The following is a 23,444-nucleotide window of genomic DNA, read 5'->3' on the forward strand; positions in this document are numbered from 1 at the left end:
GAGAAAAGTTCCGGAGCCCATGTCAAGAACGTCCCCGTTCGCGCGACGTACGGGTGAGAGACCACCTCACCCCAGCGAACGGAGACCGACATGACCACCCAGACCCGACCCGCCACCGGCCCCACCCCCGGCACCGCGCTCGGCCCGCAGGCGCAGCGCGCCGGCTGGGTCGTGACCGCACTCGTCACGGCGTTCCTCGGCTTCGACGCCGTCACCCACCTGCTCCAGGTCGAGCAGGTGCGCGAGGCGAGCGCCGAGTTGGGCATCCCCGATCACGTCATCGTGATCTGCGGCGCCGTCCTCGGCACCCTCCTCGTCGGCTACCTGATCCCCGCCACCCGCGCGATGGCCGTCGTCCTCATCACGGCGTACCTCGGTGGCGCGGTCGCGGTGAACCTCATCGCCGAGCAGCCCACGCTCAACACGGTCTTCGCGATCCTCGCCGCCGTCCTCGTGTGGGCGGGCGCCTGGCCGCGGGACGCCCGCCTGCGCGCCCTGCTGGGCGCCTGACCCTTGCCCGACCCCACCTCATCCGGAACGATCACACCCGAAACAAGGAGCACCCCATGAAGTTCATGACCATGGTCCACGAGACCCACCGCCCGACCGACCAGCCGCCGATGGAACTGTTCGCCGCCATCGGCGCCCTGCAGGCCAAGGCCACGGCCGAGGGCACGTTCGTCCAGGCCGGCGGCCTGGCCCCGATCGAGACGCACGGAGCGATCGTCACCCTCAGTGGCGGCTCGGTCACCACGACGGACGGCCCCTACGTGGAGGTGAAGGAGCTCGTCGGCGGCTACGCCGTCTACGAGCTGCCCGACCTCGACACGGCCGTCGAGCGGGCGCAAGGCTTCCTGCAGGTCCACCTCGATGCCTGGCCGGGCTGGGAGGGCTGGGTCGAGGTGCGCACGATCTTCGAGGCGCCCCCGGCCTGACGCATGGACGAGGCACGCGTGGTCGAGCAGGTGTGGCGACAGGAGTCGTCACGCCTGCTCGGCGCGTTGCTGCGCATCACCCGCAGCGTCGACCGGGCCGAGGACCTGGCGCAGGAGGCCCTGGCGCAGGCGCTGGAGTCCTGGCCCCGCACGGGGGTCCCGGACAACCCGGCGGCGTGGCTGATGAGCACGGCCAAGCGCCGGGCGATCGACCAGTTCCGGGCGGGGGAGCGTCAGCTCCGTGCCTACGCCGAGGTCGGCGCCGGCACTCGCGAGGCGTACGAGGCGGAGTTCGACCAGGCGCTGGCCGACGAGCACGTGCGCGACGACGTCCTGCGGCTCATGTTCACCTGCTGCCACCCGGCACTCACGCCCGAGAGCCGCACGGTGCTGACCCTGAGGCTCGTCGCCGGTCTCAGCACCCGCGAGATCGCGCGCGCCTACCTGTCGTCGGAGTCCACCGTCGCCTCGCGCATCTCGCGGGCCAAGCGCACCCTCGCCGAAGCGCGTGCCCCGATGGAGGAGCCGGTGGGCCAGGAGCGCGCCGAGCGGCTCGACTCGGTGATGGCCGCCGTGTACCTGGTCTTCAACGAGGGCCACACCGCCACCGAGGGCGAGGACTGGACGCGTCCCGACCTGTGCCGGGAGGCGGTCCGGCTCGCGGCGATCCTGGCGTCCGTCACGCCGTCCGAGCCCGAGGCGCACGCGCTGCTGGCGCTGCTGGAGCTGCAGTCGTCACGGCTCGCGGCACGCGTCGGCCCGAACGGCGAGCCGGTGCTGCTGGCCGACCAGGACCGGTCGCGCTGGGACGCCGACGCGATCTCCCGAGGGATGGCGGCGCTCGACGTCGCGGTACGGCTCGGCGGCGACGGCCCGTACGTCCTCCAGGCGGCGATCGCGGCGGAGCACGCCCGCGCCGCGTCGGTCGAGACCACCGACTGGGAGCGGATCGCGGGGCTCTACGCCCGGCTGGCGCGGGCGACGGGCTCCCTCATCGTGGAGCTGAACCGCGCGGTCGCGCTGGCCCGGGCGCGAGGCCCCGAGGCCGGGCTCGCGGTGGTCGACGACCTCATGACGGCTCCCGCTCTGGCGCGGTACCACCTGCTGCCCAGCGTGCGGGGCGACCTGCTGGAGCAGCTCGGGCGTCACGACGAGGCGGCGACCGAGTTCCGCCGCGCGGCCGGTCTCGCCTCGAACGACCGCGAGCGCGCGCTGCTGCGGGCGCGGGCCGAGGCGCAGGGGACCAGCAGTTAGGCTGGACCGATGAGTTGGCGAGGTGCACGTCCTGTCCTGCTGGTGCTGGCCGTCGCGGCCACCCTCGGCGCGTTCGGGTGGTCGCTGCTGTCCTCCGGCGGCTCCGACGACGAGGCGAAGGGTCCGGCCACCACGCCCACGCCCACCGCGCCGGTCCTCTCGGTCGATCCCAGCCGCGACGCCCCGGCTCCGGCCCCCACCACCGAGCCGACCACGGCACCCACCGCGGGCGAGTGCGAGGACGACAACACCCGGTTCAACGCCGACGGCACCCAGGGCGACAGCCTGCTGCCCGACTGCGGCCAGACTCCGGTCAGCAAGGAGCAGCAGGCGACCGACGGTCTGTCCCTGGCGTGCGGCGGCGACTACCCCGTGATCCTCTACAAGTCGACCACGTCGGGCGCCAAGACCTCCGTGTGCGGCAAGGACGCCGTCGGCGACCGGTTCCGCGTCGTGATCCGTCCTGACGGCGGCGACACGCTCGACCTGTCCGGCAGCTACGACTGGCGCAACGACGTCTACGTGGCCGAGGGCGACGGCACCCGCTACGAGCTGCACGCGGTCGACGGCTCGCTGCACGTGACGCAGGGCGGACAGACGCGTGTGCAGGACTCCAAGGACTGGATCTCGCTCGACAACGAGATCGACGACCTCTGACCGGGCGGTGATGGGGCCGGAATCGTCCTGCGCTAGTTTCGAGGCAGACACCCCACACAAGGAGCACATCGACGTGAGCACCTCTCCTGTCAAGGTGGCCGTCACCGGCGCCGCCGGCCAGATCGGCTACAGCCTTCTCTTCCGTCTCGCGAGCGGCTCGCTGCTCGGCCCGGACACCCCGATCCAGCTCCGACTCCTCGAGATCACCCCGGCGCTCAAGGCGCTCGAGGGTGTCGTGATGGAGCTCGACGACTGCGCGTTCCCCACGCTGGACTCGGTCGAGATCGGTGACGACCCGAACCACATCTTCGACGGCGTCAACCTCGCCCTGCTCGTCGGTGCGCGCCCGCGCACCAAGGGCATGGAGCGTGGCGACCTGCTCGAGGCCAACGGCGCGATCTTCACCGCGCAGGGCAAGGCCCTCAACGAGGTCGCCGCCGACGACGTGCGCATCGGCGTCACCGGCAACCCGGCGAACACCAACGCGCTCATCGCGATGAAGAACGCGCCGAACATCCCGGCCGAGCGCTTCACCGCGCTGACGCGCCTCGACCACAACCGCGCGATCAGCCAGCTGGCCGCGAAGACCGGCGCCAAGGTCGCGGACATCAGCAAGATGACGATCTGGGGCAACCACTCGGCCACCCAGTACCCCGACATCTTCCACGCCGAGATCGCCGGCCGGAACGCCGCCGAGGTCGTGGGCGACCAGGGCTGGATCGAGAACGACTTCATCCCCACCGTCGCCAAGCGCGGCGCGGCCATCATCGAGGCCCGTGGCGCGTCCAGCGCCGCCTCGGCCGCCTCGGCCACGATCGACGCGGCCCGCGACTGGCTGCGCGGCTCGGCCGAGAACGACTGGGTCTCGATGGCCGTGGCCTCCGACGGCTCCTACGGCGTGCCCGAGGGCCTCATCAGCTCGTTCCCGGTCACCACGAACAACGGTGACTGGGAGATCGTCCAGGGCCTGGAGATCGACGAGTTCAGCCGGGCGCGCATCGACGCCAGCGTGGCCGAGCTCGCCGAGGAGCGCGACGCCGTCACGCAGCTGGGCCTCATCTGATCCACTGCACCACGACAGCAGGGCCGCCCCACCGGGACGGCCCTGCTTCGTCGTTCGGAGGTCGTGATCAGCTGGGGACGATGAGCGCCAGCAGCACGAGCGAGGTGCCGAGGAAGCCCATCCACAGCACGTCGAACAGCTTGCCGCGGACGCGCAGCATGCCGGTGTGGTCGAGCGGCACCACCATCCGGAAGGCCGCCGCGACCAGGAACGAGACGCCGATCACCACGACGCCGAGGCGCCACGGGCCCACCGCGATGAGGCCCAGGCCCACGGCCACCGCCACGAGGTGCAGCAGGTAGATCCGCGACCCGTAGCTGCGGGGGAGCTTCACCCCGCGTCCTCGGCGACGGCCTCGCTGAAGTCGACCACGTTGCTGAGCAGCATCGCGCGGGTCATCGGTCCGACGCCGCCGGGGTTGGGAGTGACCCAGCCGGCGGTCTCCCACACGTCCGGGGCGAGGTCGCCCACGATCTTGCCGGCCTCGTCGCGGCTGACGCCGACGTCCAGCAGGGCGGCGCCCGGCTTGACCATGTCGCCGGTGATGATGCCCGGCACGCCGGCGGCGGCGATGACGATGTCGGCACGGCGCACCTCCGCGGCCAGGTCCTGCGTGCCGGTGTGGCACAGCGTGACGGTGGCGTTCTCGCTGCGACGGGTCAGCAGCAGCCCCATCGGCCGGCCCACGGTGATGCCGCGGCCGACGACGACCGCGTGCTGGCCGGCGATCTCGACGTCGTGACGGCGCAGCAGCTCGAGGATGCCGCGCGGCGTGCAGGGCAGCGGAGCGGGCTTGCCGAGCACGAGCCAGCCGAGGTTGGTCGGGTGCAGGCCGTCGGCATCCTTCGCCGGGTCGATGCGGCCGATCACGGCGTTCTCGTCGAGGCCCTTCGGCAGGGGCAGCTGCACGATGTAGAGGGTGCAGGCCGGGTCGTCGTTGAGCTGGTCGACGGCCGCCTCGACCTGGGCCTGGCTGGCGTCGGCGGGCAGGTCGATGCGGATCGACTCGATCCCGATCTCGGCGCAGTCCTTGTGCTTGGCGCCGACGTACCAGCGGCTGGCCGGGTCGTCGCCGACGAGGATCGTCCCGAGCCCGGGGGTGATGCCGCGCGCACGCAGCGCGTCGACCCGCTCGCGGAGCTCGGACTTGATGGTGGCGGCGACGGCCTTGCCGTCGAGGGTCTGGGCGGTCACGGACCCGAGTCTTTCATGCGCGGCCGTCGCGACGGGCGCCCCCTGTGCGGGAGCGGTGCCGGACATACTGAGGTGACGCCGACGTGAGGGGGACGCCGACATGGGACGCAAGCGCGCGAACGAGCCGGGGGACGACCGGCCGCTGCCGCCGTACTCGCGGCTCCAGGTCGTGAACCGCAGCCTGCTGGGTCTCACCCACGCCGGTCACACGTACGCCGTCGACTACGACTTCTTCGACTGGGACGACAAGGTCTCGCTCTATGCCGACGGCCGCCGGACGGCCGTGGCGAAGGCGCCGGCGGCGTTCCCCGTGCCCGGCGGCCGCATCGAGTTCGCCACCACGTTCTACGGGGTGAAGCGCGCGCACCTCGTGCTCGCGACCGGCGCCGAGCTGCCGCTGAGCCCGTACCCGAAGATGGCCGAGGCCTGGCGGCAGCGCCTCGCCCAGCGACGACCCGTGCTGAGCGCGCTCATGGCCCGGGCGGCCGTGGTGGTCCTGGTCGTGGGGCTCGTGGTCGCCGCGATGAGCCTGCTGGACACCGTCACGCACGGGGCGGAGGTGGCCGAGTGGCTGGGCTGGAGCTTCGACTCGCCGGTCGAGCTCGGCGGGACGGGAGCGACGGTGCTCACGCTCGCGGGCATCGCCGCGATCGTCGAGCGCGCCCTGTCGATGCGGCACCACTGGCTGCTCGACGCCGACACCTGGTGGGCCTGACTGCCCGAGTCGGCCATCCTGGCCGTCACGTCGGCCCTAGACTGCGTGAATGGCACCCAGGGCCCAGCTGTCGCAGGAGCGGAGCCGGCAGCGTCGCGAGGCCCTGCTGGAGGCCGCGGTCGATCTCTTCGTGGAGGGCGGCTCACGCGCTGTCACGCACCGGGCGGTGGCCGCGGCGGCCGGACTGCCGGCAGCCACCACGACCTACTACTTCGCCACGATCGACGACCTGCTGCGCGAGGCACTGAACCACCACATCGAGCGCTGGCTGGAGACGGTCGGGAAGCTCGCCGACATCGACGTCGCCGGGCTGATGTCCCTCATCACCCGCGACACGTCGGTGGAGTTCGCCTCCACCGTCCTGGCCAAGCGCACGCCCGCGAACTCCACCCGCGAGCTCGCGGTCATCCTGGGTGCCGCTCGCGACCCCCAGCTGCGCGAGGCGGCCGTGAGGGCGTTGACCACCGGGCAGCACCTGCTCGAGGACTTCCTCCACAAGGCCGGGATCGCCGATGCCGAGGGTCTGGCCGAGGACATGGTCGCCCTCATCGCCGGGATCGCACTGCGCCGGTCGGCCGGCGTCAATCCCGAGACCGAGGAGCCCGCCAAGGTCGTCCGGGCGCTGCGCAACCTCATCATCGGCCACCTCGTCGAGGACGAGACCGGCACGCAGATGCTGCAGGACCTGCGCGACCGCGGCCTCAGTGGAAGAAGTGACGCGTCCCCGTGACGTACATCGTGACGCCGGCGGCCGCGGCCGCGGCCACGGTCTCGGCGTCACGCACCGACCCGCCCGGCTGCACGATCGCGCGAACCCCCGCGTCGATGAGGATCTGAGGTCCGTCGGAGAACGGGAAGAAGGCGTCCGACGCGGCGACCGCACCACGCGCCCGCTCCTCGCCGGCCCGCTCCACCGCGAGGCGGCACGAGTCGACCCGGTTGACCTGGCCCATGCCGACGCCCACCGAGGCCCCGTCCTTGGCCAACAGGATCGCGTTGGACTTCACGGCCTTGCACGCGCGCCACGCGAAGACGAGGTCGGCGAAGGTGTCGGCGTCGGCCGGCTCGCCCGCGGCGAGGGTCCACGTCGTCGGGTCGTCGCCGTGGGCGTCGACGCGGTCGCGCTCCTGCAGGAGCAGGCCGCCGCTGACGGGCCGGAACTCGACCGGGATCTCGTGGGTGGGAGCCGGGCAGCGCAGGATGCGAATGTTCTTCTTGCCCTGCAGCACCTCGACGGCGCCGTCCTCGTAGTCGGGGGCGACGATGACCTCGGTGAACACCTCGGCCACCTGCTGGGCCATCGCGACCGTGACCGGACGGTTGGCGGCGATCACGCCGCCGAACGCGGAGACCGGGTCGCAGGCGTGCGCGCGGGCGTGGGCCTGGGCGACGTCGGTGCCCACGGCGATGCCGCAGGGGTTGGCGTGCTTGATGATCGCCACGGCGGGCTTGTCGTGCGTGAAGGCGGCGCGGCGCGCCGCGTCGGTGTCGAGGTAGTTGTTGAACGACATCTCCTTGCCGTGCAGCTGTTCAGCTCCGGCGAGGCCGGGCTGGTCGCCGGTGTAGAGCGCGGCGGGCTGGTGCGGGTTCTCGCCGTAGCGCAGCACCGCCGAGCGCTCCCACGTGGCGCCGAGGAATGCCGGGAACTGCTCGTCGTCGGCGGGGGCGTAGGACGAGGAGAACCACGAGGCGACGGCGACGTCGTAGGCCGCCGTGTGCGCGAACGCCTGCCCGGCGAGGCGCTTGCGCTGCTCGAGCGTGAAGCCGCCCGCGGAGACCGCGTCGGTGACCTCGCCGTAGGCGGCGGGGGAGACGACCACCGCGACGGAGGGGTGGTTCTTCGCCGCGGCGCGGACCATGGACGGACCGCCGATGTCGATCTGCTCGACGACCTCGTCGGGCGTCGCACCCGAGGCGACGGTCTCGCGGAACGGGTAGAGGTTCACCACGACGAGGTCGAAGGGCTCGATCTCGAGCTCGCGCAGCTGGCGCTCGTGGTCGGGCAGGCGCAGGTCGGCGAGGATGCCGGCGTGGACGCGCGGGTGCAGGGTCTTGACCCGGCCGTCGAGGCACTCGGGGAAGCCGGTGAGCTCCTCGACCGGGGTCACGGGGACGCCCGCGGCCTCGATCGTCTTCGCGGTGGACCCCGTGGACACGATCGAGACGCCCGCGGCGTGCAGGGCGGTGGCCAGCTCGGCCAGCCCGGTCTTGTCGTAGACCGAGACGAGGGCGCGCTTGATGGGACGGGTGTCAGTCATGACTGTTCCTTCGGGTGGAAGCGGATGCGTCGGCCGTCGATCGAGTGGGGCTCGCGGGCGAGGCGCCCGACCCACTCCACCAGCATGGCTCGCTCGGAGGTCTTGATGCGCTCGTGCAGGGACTCGACGTCGTCGTCGTCCTCGACCGGGACGGCCACCTGGGCCACGATCGGACCGGTGTCGACGCCGGCGTCCACCACGAAGAGCGTGGCCCCGGTGACCTTGACGCCGTGGGCGAGTGCGTCGCGCGGGCCGTGCATGCCCGGGAACGACGGCGACAGGGCGGGGTGGGTGTTGACGGTGCGGCCGCCGAAGCGGTCGAGGAACGCCGGGCCCGTGAGCTTCATGAAGCCGGCCAGGACCACGAGGTCCGGCTCGTACGCCGCCACCGTCTCGGCGAGGGACGCGTCCCACGCCGCACGGTCGGGGTGGTCGGACACGCGGTCGACGAAGGTGGGGATGCCGTGCCGCTGCGCCCGCGCGAGACCCTCGATGCCGTCGCGATCGGCGCCGACCGCGACGATCCGGGCGCCGTACGCCGGGTCGGCGGAGGCGTCGATCAGGGCCTGCAGGTTGGTGCCGGATCCGGAGACCAGCACCACGAGCCGGGAGGGCTCAGGACGAGGCTCGGTCACGTGCAGAACGATAGTGGGCGCCGATCGCGCCGAGGGCGCCGCCCGCCGCGAGCAGCGGAACCGCGACGAGCAGGCTCTGCCAGGCCGGCGGACCGGCGGACTGCAGCAGACCCGGGCCCATGCCGCCGCGCGCCGTCTCGACGAGGAGCCCGATCACGGCGCCGGCCACCGCTCCGGCCAGGGCGCCGTCGCCGGCGGCCCGGCCCCACGTGCTCTCCTTCGCGGGCATGCGAGTGTGGGCGACGAGCCCGGCCGCCACGCCTGCCGCGAGGGGGATCAGGGTCAGCACGACGACCCAGCCGCCGAAGGGACCGGGGTCCGGCAGCGCCGCTAGGGGCGGGAAGCCGGGCACGGCGCCGAGCGACGAGCCGGCGAGGTCGACCGAGGTGTCCGGACCCAGCGTGAAGCCGGGGCCGAGCAGGACCGAGGCGGTCCACAGCACGAGCGTGGGCAGCGCCAGCAGGCACAGGACGCCCAGCAGCACCGGGCCACCGGGATCGAGCGTGGCCCACAGGTCGGAGGCCCGGTCGAGGTGCAGCACGAGCATGACGAAGGTGAGCACGGTGGCTCCGCCGAGCAGGCCGATCACGCCGGTGACGGCACCGTCGGCGACCGGGACCCAGCGTGGTGCCAGGCCGAGCCACGCGACGCCCGCCTGGCGCGAGGCGCCCCACGCCGCGGGCAGCCCGACGACGACGAACGCGCCGAACGCGGCGCGGACGAACGACGTGCTGGTCGCGTCGGTGGTGGTGGCGGCCGAGCAGATGCCGGCGAGGACACCGGCCACGCCACCGGTCATCGCCCCGAAGGCGCCGGGGTCGGCGACAGGGGTTCGCAGGAACAGGCGGGTGAGCACGAGCACCAGCACGATCACGACGATCGTGGCGCCGATCGGCACCAGGTCGAGCCGCTGCTCGCCCGCGGTGAGCGTGGCACCCACGGAGACCAGCCACGTGCGGATCGCGGACCGGACGAGGTCGGCCGTGGAGCCCGCGACCGCCGTCGACGAGGCCGCGGCACCGGCGATCAGGACGCTCAGGACCGCCGTTCCGACGGCGGTGAGGATCGCCGGGCGCCACTGATCGGCAGCACGGGACTCGGGCACCTCACCATCCAACCGGTATCGTGGGGACGATTCCGACAGCACACGCCGGGGCCGATCGAAGGAGGAAGGTAGATGACTCGGGTCGACGAGTTCGATGCCTTCTACTCCTCGACGCAGCGCGTGACCCTCGTCACCACGTACGCGAAGTGCGGTGATCGGGAGGTCGCTCGCGAGGCGACGATCGAGGCCTACCGCCATGCCTGGCGGCAGTGGTCGCGCGTGTCGTCCGGCGATCCTGCGTCGTTCGCTCGGGCCGAGGCCTGGAAGGGCACGGCCCTGAGCCGCGGCACCCACCCGTGGCGCCGGAAGCGCACCCACGACACCGACACGGCGCTGCTGGCCCAGCTGGCCGACCTCGACCAGCCGTCGCGGCGGCTCATCAGCCTGATGACGATCGCCGACGTCGACCTCGACGAGGCCGCGCGTGAGGTGGGCGTCGACGACGAGGCAGCCCTGGAGCTGGCCTCCCGCGGCTTCAGCCGGATCGAGGAGGGCCTCGGAGCGACCATCGACGAGGTCGTCGAGCGGATGCGGGCCCTGGCGGTCGTCACCGCCGGCCTCGACCTGCCCACGGCCGCCGAGGTGCGCCGCTCCGCCACCCGGGGCGCCCGCCGCAACGCCGTCCTTCTGGTGGCCGCCGCGCTCGCGCTGGTGCTCTTCGGTGGCGCGTTCGTCGCCCAGGGCGATGCCACGGCCCGCCAGTCGGCCCTGCCCGACCGCGAGAAGATCGGCGCGGAGTCGCGCGACGTCGTCCTGGACTCCCACAACATCGGCACCGACGACCTGCTGTCGTCGGGCGAGGTCGCGGCCCTGCGTCCCGACTCGTCGTGGACGGTCGAGGCGACCGACACCGACCCGGCCAACCAGACCCCCTACGCGACGTGCCCCACCACGCGCTTCGCCGATCCCGACCCGCTCAAGGTGTTCGTCCGCGCCTTCACCGACGACACCGACGACCGCGTGGCCCAGGCCCTCGAGGTCTCGCGCTCGCAGGAGGCCTCCGAGGCCGCGTTCGACCGCCTCGTGTCCTTCTACGCGGGCTGTGAGCACCCGCGCACGCGCCTCGTCGACGCCTACCGCGTCGAGCGGCCGTTCGGCGACTTCCAGATCCTCCGCCTGCAGTCGTACCGCTCGCCGAGCCGGTTCATCACGGTGGGCCTCGCGCAGTCGGGCACCCTGACCAGCACGCTCGTGCACGAGTCGCCCGGCACCAAGCGCACGGACGTCCGGCAGTTCGCGCGCGTCCTGAACGAGTCCATCAGCCGCGTCTGCGCCGACTCCGGCGGCGACTGCTCCACCCGCTTCACCGTGACGCCCACGGTGCCGCCCGCCGTGGGCAAGAACCCCGAGTTCCTCGGCGTCGTCGACCTGCCGCCGGTCCGGACGATCGACAGCGTCTGGAGCGCCAGCGCGCCGATGCCGGTCACCGACCAGAACCCCACCGCCACGGTGTGCGACGACACGAAGTTCACCGATCCGTCCGTCGTCTCGGCCCAGTCGCGGGTCTTCGCGATCCCCGAGACGACGAAGCTGCCCGACCAGTTCGCGCTCACCCAGACCGTGGCGCGGCTGGAGTCGCCCAAGGACGCCAAGAAGCTCGTCGACGGCGTCACCAAGCGCCTCGAGGAGTGCGCCGACGGCGACATCCCGGCCGAGGTCAGCGACGTCAAGCGCGTCCGTGGCGAGGACTTCACCGGCACCTCGTGGCGCGTCGGCCTCGAGGTCGGCAAGGACAAGGTCGTCAACTACCGCATGGGCATCGTGCGCCGCGGCTCCGACGTCACCCAGGTCCTCTTCCCGCCCGCCGGCAAGTACGCGATCTCCGGTGGTGAGTTCCGCGCCGTCCTCAAGCGCGCGGGCGAGCGTCTCGCGCACGCGCCGGAGTGACGGACTTCTCGCCTGACGGGGAGCCCGCCCCCAGCAACGACGAAGCCCCCGCGACCGTAAGGTCGCGGGGGCTTCGTGCTGAGCTGGCTCAGAGATCCTTGAGGATCTCCCGCATCAGGGCGGCGGTCTCGGACGGCGTCTTGCCGACCTTGACCCCGGCGGCCTCGAGGGCCTCCTTCTTCGCCTGGGCGGTGCCCGACGAGCCCGACACGATGGCGCCGGCGTGGCCCATGGTCTTGCCCTCGGGGGCGGTGAAGCCCGCCACGTAGCCGACGACCGGCTTGGTGACGTGCGCCTTGATGTACTCGGCCGCACGCTCCTCGGCGTCGCCGCCGATCTCGCCGATCATCACGATCGCCTTGGTCTCGGGGTCGTTCTCGAACGCCTCGAGCGCGTCGATGTGCGTCGTGCCGATGACCGGGTCGCCGCCGATGCCGATGGCGGTGGTGAAACCGAAGTCACGCAGCTCGAACATCATCTGGTAGGTCAGCGTGCCCGACTTGGACACGAGGCCTACCGGGCCGGGGCCCGCGATGGTCGCCGGCGTGATGCCGGCGAGCGCCTGCCCGGGGCTGATGATGCCCGGGCAGTTCGGGCCGATGACGCGCGTCTTCTTGCCCTGGGCGTAGGCCCAGAACTCCGCGGTGTCCTGGACCGGCACGCCCTCGGTGATGACCACCAGCAGGCCGATCTCCGCGTCGATCGCCTCGACGACGGCGTCCTTCGTGAACGCCGGCGGGACGAACGCGACCGACACGTCGGCGCCGGTCTTCTCGATCGCCTCGGCGACCGAGGCGAAGACAGGCAGCTCGACGTCGTTGCCGTCGGCATCGACGTGCTTGACCGTGGTGCCGGCCTTGCGCGCGTTGACACCGCCGACGACGTTCGTGCCGGACTTCAGCATCAGTGCGGTGTGCTTGGTGCCCTCGCCGCCGGTGATGCCCTGGACGATGACCTTGGATTCAGAGGTGAGATAGATCGCCATGTTTCGTCCTTATGCGTTCGCGAGCTCGGCGGCCTTGTCGGCGGCACCGTCCATGGTGTCGACGAGGGTGACCAGCGGGTGGTTCAGTTCGTTCAGGATCGCCCGGCCTTCCTCGACCTTGTTGCCGTCGAGGCGCACGACGAGCGGCTTCTTCGCCTCGTCGCCGAGGATCTCCAGCGCGCCCTTGATGCCGTTCGCGACCGCGTCACACGAGGTGATGCCGCCGAAGACGTTCACGAACACGCTCTTGACCTGCTCGTCGTGAAGGATGACGTCCAGGCCGTCAGCCATGACCTGCGCCGAGGCGCCGCCGCCGATGTCCAGGAAGTTGGCCGGCTTGACGCCGCCGTGGGCCTCACCGGCGTACGCGACGACGTCGAGCGTGCTCATGACGAGCCCGGCGCCGTTGCCGATGATGCCGACCTGGCCGTCGAGCTTGACGTAGTTCAGGCCCTTCGACTTGGCCTTGACCTCGAGCGGGTCGGTGGCGTCGTTGTCCACGAACGCCTCGTGCTCGGGGTGGCGGAAGTCGGCGTTCTCGTCGAGCGAGACCTTGCCGTCGAGGGCCTCCAGCTTGTCGCCCTCCAGGCGCGCCAAGGGGTTGACCTCGACCAGCGTGGCGTCCTCCTCGACGAAGACCTTCCACAGGGACTGGATCATCTCGACGGCCTGCTCGGCCAGCTCGGCCGGGAACTTGGCGTCGGCGACGATCTCACGGGCCTTGGCCTCGTCGACGCCGGTGCCGGCGTCCACGGGGATCTGGCGCACGGCCTCGGGGTTGGTCTTGGCGACCTCCTCGATCTCGACGCCGCCCTCGACGCTGGCGATGCAGAGGTAGCTGCGGTTCGCGCGGTCGAGCAGGAACGAGAAGTAGTACTCCTCGACGGGGGGCGTGGCCGGCGTGACGAGCACGCGGTTGACCGTGAGGCCCTTGATCTCCATGCCGAGGATGTTCGAGGCGTGCTCGAAGGCCTCATCGGCGGTCTTGGCGATCTTGACGCCGCCGGCCTTGCCGCGGCCGCCGGCCTTGACCTGCGCCTTGATGACGGTGACGCCACCCGTCTGTTCGGCGGCGGCCTTGGCCTCCTCGGCCGTGGTGACCACGGTGCCGAGGGTCGTCGCAACGTTGTGCTTGGCGAAGAGCTCCTTCGCCTGATATTCCATCAGATCCACGGTGACGTCCTTAATGGTGGGATTCGCTGTGGTTCGGCGGGCGCCGTGGACGCGACGTCGCCGAAGCCCTCGCGACTCTACCCGTCGTTCACCGCACGTTTCCTCGTGGGTTTGTAAACGTGAGTTGAAACACCGTCCCACTTCGTGGACGTGCGGCTTCGACTTTCCTCTGGTATCCGTGTCCTAACGGTGGGTCACTTCGACAAAGGGTTGGAATTCGCGGCGCCGGGTCCCCTAGACTCGGCGAGTCCGTTTGCCTGACCCCCCGGAGGCTCCCGTATGGCCGAATTCGATCGCTCCCGAGCGAGCGGTCGGTCGACCCCGGATGCCAATGAAGCACCCCGGAACGTCGGCTCGCGGCGCGCCTCGCGCCCCGTCGAGCAGGACTCCGACTCGACCGTCGTCATGAAGGCCCTGAGCCCTCAGTCGACCACCCAGACCTACAGCGTCGGCCGTCGCGCCAAGCAGCCCACTCCGGTGGCCGGCTCCCGCCGCGCGCACGCCCCCGTCGCGGCCGAGCCCGCCACCGCGCTCCCCGAGCCCGTGGCCACCGTGCCGGCCGAGGACACCCTCACCTTCCCCGCGATCGGCTCGATCCCCGAGGGCCGCATCCCCGGCGCCCGCCGTGCGCGCCGCGCCGCGGCCGCCACTGGCCGCACCCGGCTGCTCGCCGGTGTCGCCGCCGTCGTGATCGCGGCCGTCGGCTCGATCAGCGTCACCTCGCCCGGCCTGCTCGCCGGTGCCGACGCGGCGCTGGCCAAGAACTACGTCGGCGCGAACGCCACCAACGCGGTGGACGTCTCCCGCAGCTACGACCGCGAGCTCGCCATCCAGAAGCCGCTGCAGGCCCAGCAGGTCCAGAAGGCCCTTGCGCAGCAGAAGGCCGGCTACGAGAAGGCCGCCGAGAAGCGCCAGGACGAGATCATCCGCAACCAGTGGGTCATCCCCGTGGTCGGCTACCGACTCACGGCGCGCTTCGGCCAGGGCGGCGGCTACTGGAGCAGCGGTCGCCACACCGGCCTGGACTTCGCCGGCCCGTCGGGCTCGACGATCGTCTCGATGGCGGCCGGCACCGTCACCTCGGCGGGCTACGAGGGGGCCTACGGCAACCGCACGATCGTCACCCTCGCCGACGGCACGGAGATCTGGTACTGCCACCAGAGCTCGATCTCGGTCAGCGTGGGCCAGCAGGTCGCGCCCGGTGACGTCATCGGTGCCACGGGAGCCACCGGCAACGTGACCGGCCCGCACCTGCACCTCGAGGTGCGCCCCGGCGGCGGCGACCCGGTCGACCCGTACGCGGCTCTCGCCGCGCACGGCGTCACCCCCTGACCGCCGCGCGGCTCAGAGCTTCTCGAGCGGGGCGTAGCGCAGCAAGAGCCGCTTGACCCCGGCCGAGCCGAAGTCGACGCTGGCGACCGAGTTCTGGCCCGTGCCCTCCACCGTGACGACCGTGCCGAGCCCGAAGCTGTCGTGCGTGACGCGATCGCCGGGTGACAGGGACATGACCTCGCCCGAGGTCTTCTTCTTCGAGCGCGCGGCCACGGTGGACGACCGGAACGACGCCGCGGGCGTGCGTGGGGCCCACTGGGTGGGGGCGCTGGCCTCGCGCTTCCAGTCGATCAGGGTGGCCGGGATCTCGTCGAGGAACCGCGACGCCGGGTTGTACGACGGGGCGCCCCAGGCCGAGCGCACGGTGGCGCGGGTGAGGTAGAGCCGCTCGCGCGCCCGGGTGATGCCCACGTACGCCAGTCGGCGCTCCTCCTGCAGCTCGGCCGGGTCGCCGAGCGAACGCAGGTGCGGGAACACGCCGTCCTCGAGGCCGGTGAGGAACACCACCGGGAACTCCAGGCCCTTGGCCGTGTGCAGGGTCATGAGGGTGACGACGCCGTCCTTCGCGTCGGGCAGCGAGTCGGCGTCGGCCACGAGCGCCACCTGCTCGAGGAACGCGTCGAGGGAACCGGCGGCCAGGGTGACGTCGGGGTCGGGCTCCTCGCCCTCCTCGAGGGTGGCGGCGGAGGCGACGAACTCGCGGGCGACCGCGACGAGCTCGGCGAGGTTCTCCACGCGGGTCTCGTCCTGCGGATCAGTGCTGTTCTCGAGCACGGTGAGGTAGCCCGACTTCGTCAGCGCCGCCTCCAGCACGGCGTCGGCCGGGGCGCCGGAGGCGGCCAGGTCCATCAGCTCGGACATCGTCGTGGCGAACGCGGACACGGCCGAGCGGGAGCGGGTGGCGAGCTCGTCGATCTCGTCGACGCGGGTCATGGCCTCCCAGAAGCTGACGTCGTGGCGGGAGGCGAAGCGCTCGAGCGCGCCCTCGGCCCGGTCGCCGATGCCGCGCTTGGGCTCGTTGAGCACGCGGCGCATCGAGACGGCGTCGCGGGGGTTCACCAGGACGCGCAGGTAGGCCAGGGCGTCCTTGACCTCCTTGCGCTCGTAGAAGCGGACACCGCCGACGACCCGGTAGGGCAGCCCCACGCGGATGAACACCTCCTCGAACACACGGCTCTGCGCGTTGGTGCGGTAGAACACCGCCACGTCGCGGGCGGCGGCGATGCCGGCGTCGGAGAGCCGGTCGATCTCGTCGGCGATGAACTGCGCCTCGTCGCGCTCGTCGTCGCCGACGTAGCCGACCAGCATCTCGCCGTCGCCCTCGGCGGACCACAGCTTCTTGTCCTGGCGGCCGGAGTTGCGCGAGATCACGCCGTTGGCCGCGGCCAGGATGTTCTGCGTGGAGCGGTAGTTCTGCTCCAGCAGCACCGTGTCGGCGTTGGGGTAGTCGTCCTCGAACTCGAGGATGTTGCGGATCGTGGCGCCGCGGAAGGCGTAGATCGACTGGTCGGAGTCGCCCACGACCATGAGGTCGGACTCCTCGTCGCAGAGCTCCTTGATCAGCGTGTACTGGGCGTGGTTCGTGTCCTGGTACTCGTCGACGAGCACGTGGCGGAACCGGCGGCGGTAGGTGTCGCGGACCTCGGGGAACGCCTGGAACAGGTGGACGGTGTTCATGATGATGTCGTCGAAGTCCATGGCGTTCGCCGCGCGGAGCCGGCGCTGGTACTCCGCGTAGCACTGCGCGTAGGTCTCGTCGGTGCCGTTGGAGGCGCGGCGCCCGGCCTCCTCGTGGTCGACCAGCTCGTTCTTGTGGTTCGACACCCAGTTGAGGACGGCGCGCGGGTTGACCTTCTTGGGGTCCAGGTCGAGGTCCTTGACGACGAGGGTCATCAGGCGGCGCGAGTCGGCGGCGTCGTAGATGCTGAACGACGACGTGTAGCTGAACTTGTCGGCCTCGCGGCGCAGGATCCGCACGCAGGCGGAGTGGAACGTGGAGACCCACATCATCCGCGCGCGGCCGCCCACGAGCTCGGCGACCCGCTCGCGCATCTCGGCGGCGGCCTTGTTGGTGAAGGTGATCGCCAGGATCGAGCCGGGATGGGCACCGCGGGCGGCGATCAGCCAGGCGATGCGGCGGGTGAGCACCCGGGTCTTGCCCGAGCCGGCGCCGGCCACCACCAGCAGGGGGCCGCCGGTGTGCGAGACGGCGGTCCGCTGGGCGTCGTTGAGTCCTTCGAGCAGCTCGTCGGACCGGGCGGTGCGGCGCTTCGCCGGGGGTGCGTCGGCATCGGCCGGGCCGGGAGCGGACGGGCGGGCGGAGGGCACGGGGAATGGCAGGGTCATCGCAGGATCCAGCGTAGTCGCGATCCCCGACAGCCCGGCGGCCAGAGGCGCAGGACCACGGGAGCGCCGAACGCCCCGCTACGGTGAACGACATGCGCCAGCACGGAGTGGGGCTGACGGCGGCCGGGTTCGTCGTCGCGATGCTCCTCACCGCGGTCCTGGTGTGGCTCGACCCGGCGTCCGAGCTGCCCGGCCTGAACCAAGCGGCCCCGCGCGAGATCCCGGTCGCGGTCGTCGGTCCCGATCCTGACGCCTCGACGATGCGCGACGCCCTCAACGGGCCCAGCGAGCACGAGGTCGCCGCCCGGGTCAGCCCGTCGAAGGAGGCGGCCCAGAAGAGCCTGGCGAAACGGTCCGTGAGCGGCGTCGTGGTGATGGGGAAGAAGGACGAGCACGTCCTGTGGGTGGCCAGCGCCGACGGCACTGCCGAGGCCGCGAAGGTCCGCGAGGTCGTCTCGAGCATCCTGGCCGCCAGCGGGCAGAGCGTGAAGGTGGAGGACAGGATCCCCACGGCCGAGCGCGATCCCGAGGGCGTCGGGCCGTTCCGGCTCGGCATCGCGTGGGCGATCCTCGGCGTGGCCTTCGCCGCCCTGCTCGGCCTGGTGTTCGGCGCCAGGTCGCCGTCGGCGTCCCTCGTCGTGCTGAGGTTCGCGGGCCTCGCGGCCGGGGCGGTCGTGGCCGGGCTCGGGGGCGCGTTCCTGAGCGAGGTCGTCATCCGGCGCCTCGACGCGCCGTTCCTCGCGCTCGCGGGTCTCGGGGCGATCGTCGTGCTGGGAGTGGGCTCGGTGACGCTGGCGCTGATCGCCTGGTTCGGTCGCCTGGGGCTCGGCCTCGCCGTCCTCGGCCTGGTGCTGGGGATCCCGGGCGCGATCGGCGCGTGGCCACTGACGCCGGTGCCGGTCGTGTGGCCCACCCTGCTGGCCTGGCTGCCGCCGGGAGCGGCGACGTCGGCCGTGCGCGGCCTGGCCTACTTCGGCGGCGAGGGGGTCGAGCAGGTCGTGGTGATGATGGCGCTGTGGACCCTGCTCGGGCTCACCGCGGCCACCGTCGCGGCCACGGCTGCCGAGCCGCGACATGCCCGGCGGGACCTCCATCCGTCGCTGCGCCGGCATCCCGTCGCCGCCACGGCCGGCGCGCTCGTGATGACCGGCCTGCTCGTCGTGACCCCCGCAGTGCCCGCCTTCACCACCACCGACCTGGACCCTCCCGTCACCGTGACCTGCAAGAAGGTCAGCCCGCCGACCAGCGTCGAGGAGCTCAACGAGCGGATCGAGACGGTCAGCGACGTCGAGGGATTCGTGGGAGGCGATGTCGGGGCCAGCACGCAGCTGGCCGACGGCCGTGGGCTGTTCGTGTTCGGCGACACGATCCGGCGGCCGGACTACGCCAGCCAGACGATGGTGCGCAACTCGATGCTGCTCTTCGACGACACGTGCGTCGGGCTCGTGCAGCGGAAGGATCGCAGCGCCGTGATCCCCGACCGTGCGGACGGGGTGGGCTACTGGCCCATGTCGGTCGCCGCCGTCGACCTGGGTCGCGACCTCGTGGGTGTCATGGCGCAGCGCGTGCGGCAGACGGGCGACGAGCTGTTTGGCTTCGAGAACCTGGGACCTGCGGTGGCGATCTTCCGGGTCGAGCCGGGACGCGCGCCCGTGCTGCAGCGGGTGGTCGACCTGGGCGAGGACGACCCCGACACCTCCCGGCCCACGTGGGGCGCCGCCGCGACGGTCGTCGGCGACTCGGTCTACCTCTACGGCACGAGCCGCACGAGCGACGCCGGGTTCGGCTGGGCCGTGTCGGTGGCCCGCGCGAAGCTGGCCGACGTCACCGACCAGTCGAAGTGGCGGTACTGGGACGGGAAGAAGTGGCAGCGCGACGCCGACGGCGCGGCCACCGTGATCGAGCAGGACAACGGGGTCTCCCAGACGTTCTCGGTCTTCCGCGAGGGCAAGCGCTGGTACGCGCTGAGCAAGCGCGCGGACTTCGTCGGCACCGACCTGGTGGTCTGGACGGCTCCCGGCCCGACCGGCCCGTTCGTGGCGGCCCCGCCGGTCGCGAAGATCCCGTCGACCGCGTCGGCGCTGCGCTACATGCCGCTCGCGCACCCCGAGCTGTTCCCGCAGGAGGGCACGATGGTGGTGTCGGTCAGCCGCAACACGAAGGACGGCGACGTCCAGGCCGACCCGAGCCTCTACCGCCCGGAGTTCCTGAGGATCGACCTGCCCTGACCCGGGAGCTCGCGTGGTTCGCGACCGGTCCCGCAGGGCTTACCGTGAGGGGTCGGGACCTCTCAGGTCCTCCAGCAAGGGAACCCCTATGGCCGATTCGGCCGCCGCATCGCCCCGCACGCCCACCACGCCCCTTCTCATCGGCCTGCTGGCCCGTTCCCGCAAGGAGAACGAGCACCGGCTCCCGGTCCATCCTCGACACCTGGAGGACATCGCTCCGGAGCTGCGCCGGTTCGTGCGGCTCGAGCAGGGGTACGGGAAGGATTTCGGGCTCACCGACGCGGAGCTGGCGCCCCTCGTCGGGCGGATCGCCTCCCGCGAGGAGCTGATCGCCGACTGCGACGTCATCGTGCTGCCCAAGGTCCAGGCCGAGGACCTGGTGCAGATGCGCGAGGGGCAGACCGTCTGGGGCTGGCCGCACTGCGTGCAGGACGCCGCGCTGACCCAGGTGGCGATCGACCGTCGGCTGACGCTCATCGCCTTCGAGGCGATGAACCACTGGACCGAGGACGGCCGCTTCGCGCTGCACGTCTTCCACAAGAACAACGAGCTGGCCGGCTACTGCTCGGTGCTGCACGCGCTGCAGCTCGCCGGCCGCACGGGCGACTACGGGCGCCGGATGAAGGCCACGGTCATCGGCTTCGGTGCCACGGCGCGTGGTGCCGTCACGGCCCTCAACGCGCACGGCATCAGCGAGGTCCACGTGCTGACGAACCGTGACGTCGCCGCGGTCGGCTCACCGATCCACGGCACACAGATCGTGCAGCTCGAGCGCGGGGGCGAGGGTGACGACCCGGAGGACCTCTGGGCCCAGACGCCGGACGGCATGGTGCCGGTGGCCGAGTTCCTGGCCGACAACGACATCATCGTGAACTGCGTCCTGCAGAATCCCGACGCGCCGCTGACCTTCCTCGACGAGGGAGACCTCGCCTCGATCGCGTCCGGAACGATCGTGGTCGACGTGTCGTGCGACGAGGCGATGGGCTTCAGCTGGGCCAGGCCCACCACGTTCGACGAGCCGACGTTCACCGTGGGCGACAACGTCCTCTACTACGCCGTCGACCACAGCCCCTCGCTGCTGTGGGACTCCGCCACGTGGGAGATCAGCGCGGCGCTGCTGCCCCACCTGGAGACGGTCATGGCGGGCCCCGCAGGCTGGGACGCCGCGACGGTCGTCTCGCGGGCGATCGAGATCCGCGACGGCGTCGTGGTGAACCCGGCGATCCTGTCGTTCCAGCACCGCGCCGAGGAGTACCCGCACCCGGCGCTCGCCGCCGGCTGAGCGGGGAAGGCTCACCGCTTCTCGCAGGCGATCCTGTCCTTGTCGCGGTCCTTGGTCTTGTTGGCCTTGTAGAGGGCCTTGCTGCGCTTGAAGCTCGTGACGGGCTTGCCCGACGTCTTGTCCTTGGCGCCGGGCATGCCCACGCCGTGCGGGTACTTCTTGTTGAGGGCCGTGCAGTTCTTGAACTTCGTGGCGGCCTCGGCCGGCGCGGACGCCAGCACGAGAGAGCTCGTCATCAGGACCGCGACCAGGATCTTGCGCACCAGGACTCCTTGCGTGGGGGACGTCCGGTCACCCTACGGTCGAGAGGGCCGCCCCGTCCCACTTTTGGAACGGGATGCACGCGATGCGCGCCGGCGGGGGTGCATCCCGTTCCAAAAGTGGAGGAGGGGCGCGGCTCAGATCAGCCGGCGGTCGTTCGCCCAGCGGGTGAGCTCGTGGCGGCTCGAGAGCTGGAGCTTGCGCAGGACGCTGGAGACGTGGGTCTCGACGGTCTTGACGGAGATGAACAGCTCCTTCGCGACCTCCTTGTAGGCGTAGCCGCGCGCGATCAGGCGCATGACCTCGCGCTCGCGCTCGGTGAGCCGGTCGAGGTCCTCGTCGACCTGGGCCACCGCGATGGTCCCGGCGAACGCGTCGAGCACGAAGCCCGCCAGACGGGGGCTGAACACGGCGTCGCCGCCGGCCACCCGGTCGATCGCGTCGAGCAGCTCGGGCGCCGAGATGTTCTTGGTGACGTAGCCGCGGGCGCCGGCGCGGATGACGCCGATGACGTCCTCGGCGGCGTCGCTGACGGAGAGGGCCAGGAACGTCACGGTCGCGCCCGCGCGACGGATGACCTCCGGGCCGCCGCCCCCGGGCAGGTGCACGTCGAGGAGCACCACGTCGGGGCGCAGGGCGGAGATGGCGGCGACCGCGGTGTCGACGTCCTCGGCCTCGCCGACGACCTCCACACGGCCGCTGCCGAGCCGCTCCAGCTCGGCACGGACGCCGGTGCGGAACATCGCGTGGTCGTCGACGACCAGCACGGACAGGACACTCATGACTTCTCCTTGTCGCCGTTCGAGACCGGCATGGTCAGGGCGACCTCGGTGCCGGTCTCGGGGGTGCTGCGGACGCGGGCGGTGCCACCGTGGCGCTCCGCACGACCGATGATCGAGCCGCGCACGCCGAGCCGGTCGTCGGGCACCGCGGCGGGGTCGAAGCCCGTGCCGCGGTCGCGGACGAACACCTCGATGAGGTCGCCGTGCTCGCCCGTGACACGCTCGGCGTAGACGTCGACCCGGTCGGCGCCGGAGTGCTTGGCGGCGTTGACGACCGCCTCGCCGGTGGCGGCGAGCAGGGCCCGGAGGGCGTCGTCGGGCAGCGCGTCGCCCACCGTGACGACCTCCACGGGGATCCGGTGGTTCGTCTCGACCTCGGCGGCGAGGTCGCGCAGGGCGGTGGCGAAGGTGGCGGTCTCGTCCTGGCGTCCGTAGAGCCAGTCGCGCAGCTCGCGCTCCTGCCGTCGCGCGAGGGTGGCGACCGCGGCCGGGTCGTCGGCGTTCTTCTGGAGCAGGGCGAGTGTCTGGAGCACGGAGTCGTGCAGGTGGGCGGCGACGTCGGCCCGCTCCTGCGAGCGGATGCGCTCGCGTCGCTCCTCGCCGAGATCGGTCCAGAGGCCGAGGATCCACGGCCCCAGGATCAGCACGAGGCCGACCACCGCGATCGCCAGCGCGGCGGCGAAGTCGACGGCCGCCGACCAGCCGCGGTTCACGGTGAGGACGTAGATCGCGCCCAGGCCGATGAGGGACACGCCCACGAGGAGACGCACGGCGAACGCCGGGCCGCGCGTCTGCCGGAGCCAGGAGTTCCAGGTGGCGTCGTCGAAGATCCGCCAGACCAGCGCGACCCCCGTGACGACCAGCAGCAGCGGCAGCATCCAGCCCTCGAGCCAGCCGCCCGCCAGGGCCATCAGTCCGAGGGCGCCGAGCCCGATCGCCCCGATCGCGACGCTCTGGACGACCTCGCGACGTGACGGGCCGCCCGCCGCGCCCCGCAGTCCGCGGCGCCGGGCCGAGGCCAGGCCGGGGGAGTCGTCGACCGGGGCCTGGAGGGGCAGGAACCACCACAGCAGGAGGTAGGCCAGCAGGCCCGTGCCGTGGACGAACGTCGCCACGACGAAGCCGACGCGCACCCACACCACGGGCAGGCCGAGGTGCTCGGCCAGGCCCGCACTGACGCCCGCCACGATGCGCGCGTCCGCGGGGCGGTACGCCCGGCGGTAGCCGTCACCCGGGCGCCGGCCGGTGCCGGCGGCGTCGGAGGCGGCGGTCGTCATGACCCCACCCTCACACGCGGGCGCGCGTGGACGCCATCAGGTGCGACCCCGGTTCGGTGCCGACCCGTCTCGGGG

At 71.9% G+C, this 23,444-nt stretch carries 22 protein-coding genes; 11 read left to right on the top strand and 11 right to left on the bottom strand.

Going from position 1 to position 23,444, the window contains the following annotated elements; translation table 11 throughout:
* Positions 1-90 precede the first annotated feature (90 nt).
* From ACY1JX_RS12335 to ACY1JX_RS12355, 5 genes are all read left to right on the top strand, one after another.
* Positions 91-510: a DoxX family protein gene (locus ACY1JX_RS12335; protein WP_462564140.1), complete on the top strand. Its 420-nt coding sequence runs from the start codon at positions 91-93 to the stop codon at positions 508-510.
* A 56-nt stretch (positions 511-566) separates the two neighbouring features.
* Positions 567-935 carry a YciI family protein gene (locus ACY1JX_RS12340; RefSeq protein ID WP_181752841.1) on the top strand — a complete coding sequence of 123 codons (369 nt, stop codon included), beginning with the start codon at positions 567-569 and terminating at the stop codon, positions 933-935.
* 3 nt (positions 936-938) lie between these two features.
* On the top strand, positions 939-2,189 hold the full coding sequence (locus tag ACY1JX_RS12345) for an RNA polymerase sigma factor (RefSeq protein ID WP_462564141.1): 1,251 nt from the start codon (positions 939-941) through the stop codon (positions 2,187-2,189).
* A gap of 9 nt (positions 2,190-2,198) precedes the next feature.
* The gene (locus tag ACY1JX_RS12350; protein ID WP_462564142.1) at positions 2,199-2,846 is read left to right on the top strand and encodes a hypothetical protein; all 648 of its coding nucleotides are present in this window, start codon (positions 2,199-2,201) and stop codon (positions 2,844-2,846) included.
* A 73-nt stretch (positions 2,847-2,919) separates the two neighbouring features.
* The gene (locus ACY1JX_RS12355; RefSeq protein WP_181752835.1) at positions 2,920-3,909 is read left to right on the top strand and encodes a malate dehydrogenase; all 990 of its coding nucleotides are present in this window, start codon (positions 2,920-2,922) and stop codon (positions 3,907-3,909) included.
* 67 nt (positions 3,910-3,976) lie between these two features.
* On the opposite strand, the gene ACY1JX_RS12360 is transcribed toward ACY1JX_RS12355, so the two are convergent.
* Positions 3,977-4,243, bottom strand: coding sequence for a DUF3017 domain-containing protein (locus tag ACY1JX_RS12360; protein ID WP_181752833.1), 267 nt, complete (start codon positions 4,241-4,243; stop codon positions 3,977-3,979).
* Positions 4,240-5,103 carry a bifunctional methylenetetrahydrofolate dehydrogenase/methenyltetrahydrofolate cyclohydrolase gene (locus tag ACY1JX_RS12365; protein WP_462564143.1) on the bottom strand — a complete coding sequence of 288 codons (864 nt, stop codon included), beginning with the start codon at positions 5,101-5,103 and terminating at the stop codon, positions 4,240-4,242. The genes ACY1JX_RS12360 and ACY1JX_RS12365 overlap by 4 nt, the downstream gene beginning before the upstream one ends.
* Positions 5,104-5,203: 100 nt before the next feature.
* Here ACY1JX_RS12365 and ACY1JX_RS12370 point away from each other — a divergent pair, with 100 nt between their 5' ends.
* A complete protein-coding gene (locus ACY1JX_RS12370; RefSeq protein ID WP_462564144.1) occupies positions 5,204-5,818 on the top strand; it encodes a hypothetical protein in 615 nt (204 codons plus the stop codon).
* 49 nt (positions 5,819-5,867) lie between these two features.
* Positions 5,868-6,548, top strand: coding sequence for a TetR/AcrR family transcriptional regulator (locus tag ACY1JX_RS12375; protein WP_286931219.1), 681 nt, complete (start codon positions 5,868-5,870; stop codon positions 6,546-6,548).
* On the opposite strand, the gene purH is transcribed toward ACY1JX_RS12375, so the two are convergent.
* From purH to ACY1JX_RS12390, 3 genes are read right to left on the bottom strand one after another with little or no spacing between them, the layout of a single operon-like run.
* Positions 6,520-8,076 (bottom strand): bifunctional phosphoribosylaminoimidazolecarboxamide formyltransferase/IMP cyclohydrolase, encoded by a 1,557-nt coding sequence (gene purH / locus ACY1JX_RS12380; RefSeq protein WP_286931221.1) that lies wholly within the window; start codon positions 8,074-8,076, stop codon positions 6,520-6,522. The genes ACY1JX_RS12375 and purH overlap by 29 nt on opposite strands.
* Positions 8,073-8,717, bottom strand: a complete 645-nt coding sequence (purN, locus tag ACY1JX_RS12385; protein ID WP_376785982.1) for a phosphoribosylglycinamide formyltransferase — start codon at positions 8,715-8,717, stop codon at positions 8,073-8,075. Before purN ends, purH begins: the two co-directional genes overlap by 4 nt.
* Positions 8,692-9,816, bottom strand: coding sequence for a cell division protein PerM (locus tag ACY1JX_RS12390; protein ID WP_286931226.1), 1,125 nt, complete (start codon positions 9,814-9,816; stop codon positions 8,692-8,694). Before ACY1JX_RS12390 ends, purN begins: the two co-directional genes overlap by 26 nt.
* A 72-nt stretch (positions 9,817-9,888) precedes the next feature.
* On the opposite strand from ACY1JX_RS12390, the gene ACY1JX_RS12395 reads away from it, so the two are divergent.
* Complete coding sequence (locus ACY1JX_RS12395; RefSeq protein ID WP_286931228.1) at positions 9,889-11,703, top strand: SigE family RNA polymerase sigma factor; 1,815 nt, start codon at positions 9,889-9,891, stop codon at positions 11,701-11,703.
* A gap of 88 nt (positions 11,704-11,791) precedes the next feature.
* On the opposite strand, the gene sucD is transcribed toward ACY1JX_RS12395, so the two are convergent.
* Together sucD and sucC are read right to left on the bottom strand one after the other, a co-directional pair.
* Positions 11,792-12,688, bottom strand: a complete 897-nt coding sequence (gene sucD / locus ACY1JX_RS12400) for a succinate--CoA ligase subunit alpha (protein WP_286931229.1) — start codon at positions 12,686-12,688, stop codon at positions 11,792-11,794.
* A 9-nt stretch (positions 12,689-12,697) separates the two neighbouring features.
* Positions 12,698-13,861 carry an ADP-forming succinate--CoA ligase subunit beta gene (gene sucC, locus ACY1JX_RS12405; protein ID WP_286931231.1) on the bottom strand — a complete coding sequence of 388 codons (1,164 nt, stop codon included), beginning with the start codon at positions 13,859-13,861 and terminating at the stop codon, positions 12,698-12,700.
* 279 nt (positions 13,862-14,140) lie between these two features.
* On the opposite strand from sucC, the gene ACY1JX_RS12410 reads away from it, so the two are divergent.
* Positions 14,141-15,193: a M23 family metallopeptidase gene (locus tag ACY1JX_RS12410; RefSeq protein ID WP_206679944.1), complete on the top strand. Its 1,053-nt coding sequence runs from the start codon at positions 14,141-14,143 to the stop codon at positions 15,191-15,193.
* 12 nt (positions 15,194-15,205) lie between these two features.
* On the opposite strand, the gene pcrA is transcribed toward ACY1JX_RS12410, so the two are convergent.
* Positions 15,206-17,539, bottom strand: coding sequence for a DNA helicase PcrA (gene pcrA, locus ACY1JX_RS12415; protein ID WP_286931234.1), 2,334 nt, complete (start codon positions 17,537-17,539; stop codon positions 15,206-15,208).
* A gap of 92 nt (positions 17,540-17,631) precedes the next feature.
* On the opposite strand from pcrA, the gene ACY1JX_RS12420 reads away from it, so the two are divergent.
* Both ACY1JX_RS12420 and ACY1JX_RS12425 read left to right on the top strand, forming a co-directional pair.
* Positions 17,632-19,767 (top strand): DUF4185 domain-containing protein, encoded by a 2,136-nt coding sequence (locus ACY1JX_RS12420; protein ID WP_286931236.1) that lies wholly within the window; start codon positions 17,632-17,634, stop codon positions 19,765-19,767.
* Between the two features lie 88 nt (positions 19,768-19,855).
* Positions 19,856-21,049, top strand: a complete 1,194-nt coding sequence (locus tag ACY1JX_RS12425; RefSeq protein ID WP_286931238.1) for a N(5)-(carboxyethyl)ornithine synthase — start codon at positions 19,856-19,858, stop codon at positions 21,047-21,049.
* Between the two features lie 11 nt (positions 21,050-21,060).
* On the opposite strand, the gene ACY1JX_RS12430 is transcribed toward ACY1JX_RS12425, so the two are convergent.
* The 3 genes from ACY1JX_RS12430 to ACY1JX_RS12440 all read right to left on the bottom strand — a co-directional run bounded on the left by ACY1JX_RS12430 (position 21,061) and on the right by ACY1JX_RS12440 (position 23,369).
* Positions 21,061-21,312, bottom strand: coding sequence for an excalibur calcium-binding domain-containing protein (locus ACY1JX_RS12430; RefSeq protein ID WP_206679943.1), 252 nt, complete (start codon positions 21,310-21,312; stop codon positions 21,061-21,063).
* 135 nt (positions 21,313-21,447) lie between these two features.
* Positions 21,448-22,092: a LuxR C-terminal-related transcriptional regulator gene (locus tag ACY1JX_RS12435; protein WP_181752809.1), complete on the bottom strand. Its 645-nt coding sequence runs from the start codon at positions 22,090-22,092 to the stop codon at positions 21,448-21,450.
* A complete protein-coding gene (locus ACY1JX_RS12440) occupies positions 22,089-23,369 on the bottom strand; it encodes an ATP-binding protein (RefSeq protein ID WP_462564145.1) in 1,281 nt (426 codons plus the stop codon). The genes ACY1JX_RS12435 and ACY1JX_RS12440 overlap by 4 nt, the downstream gene beginning before the upstream one ends.
* Between the last annotated feature and the right edge of the window lie 75 nt (positions 23,370-23,444).

Source organism: Aeromicrobium sp. JP4 (assembly GCF_054957925.1).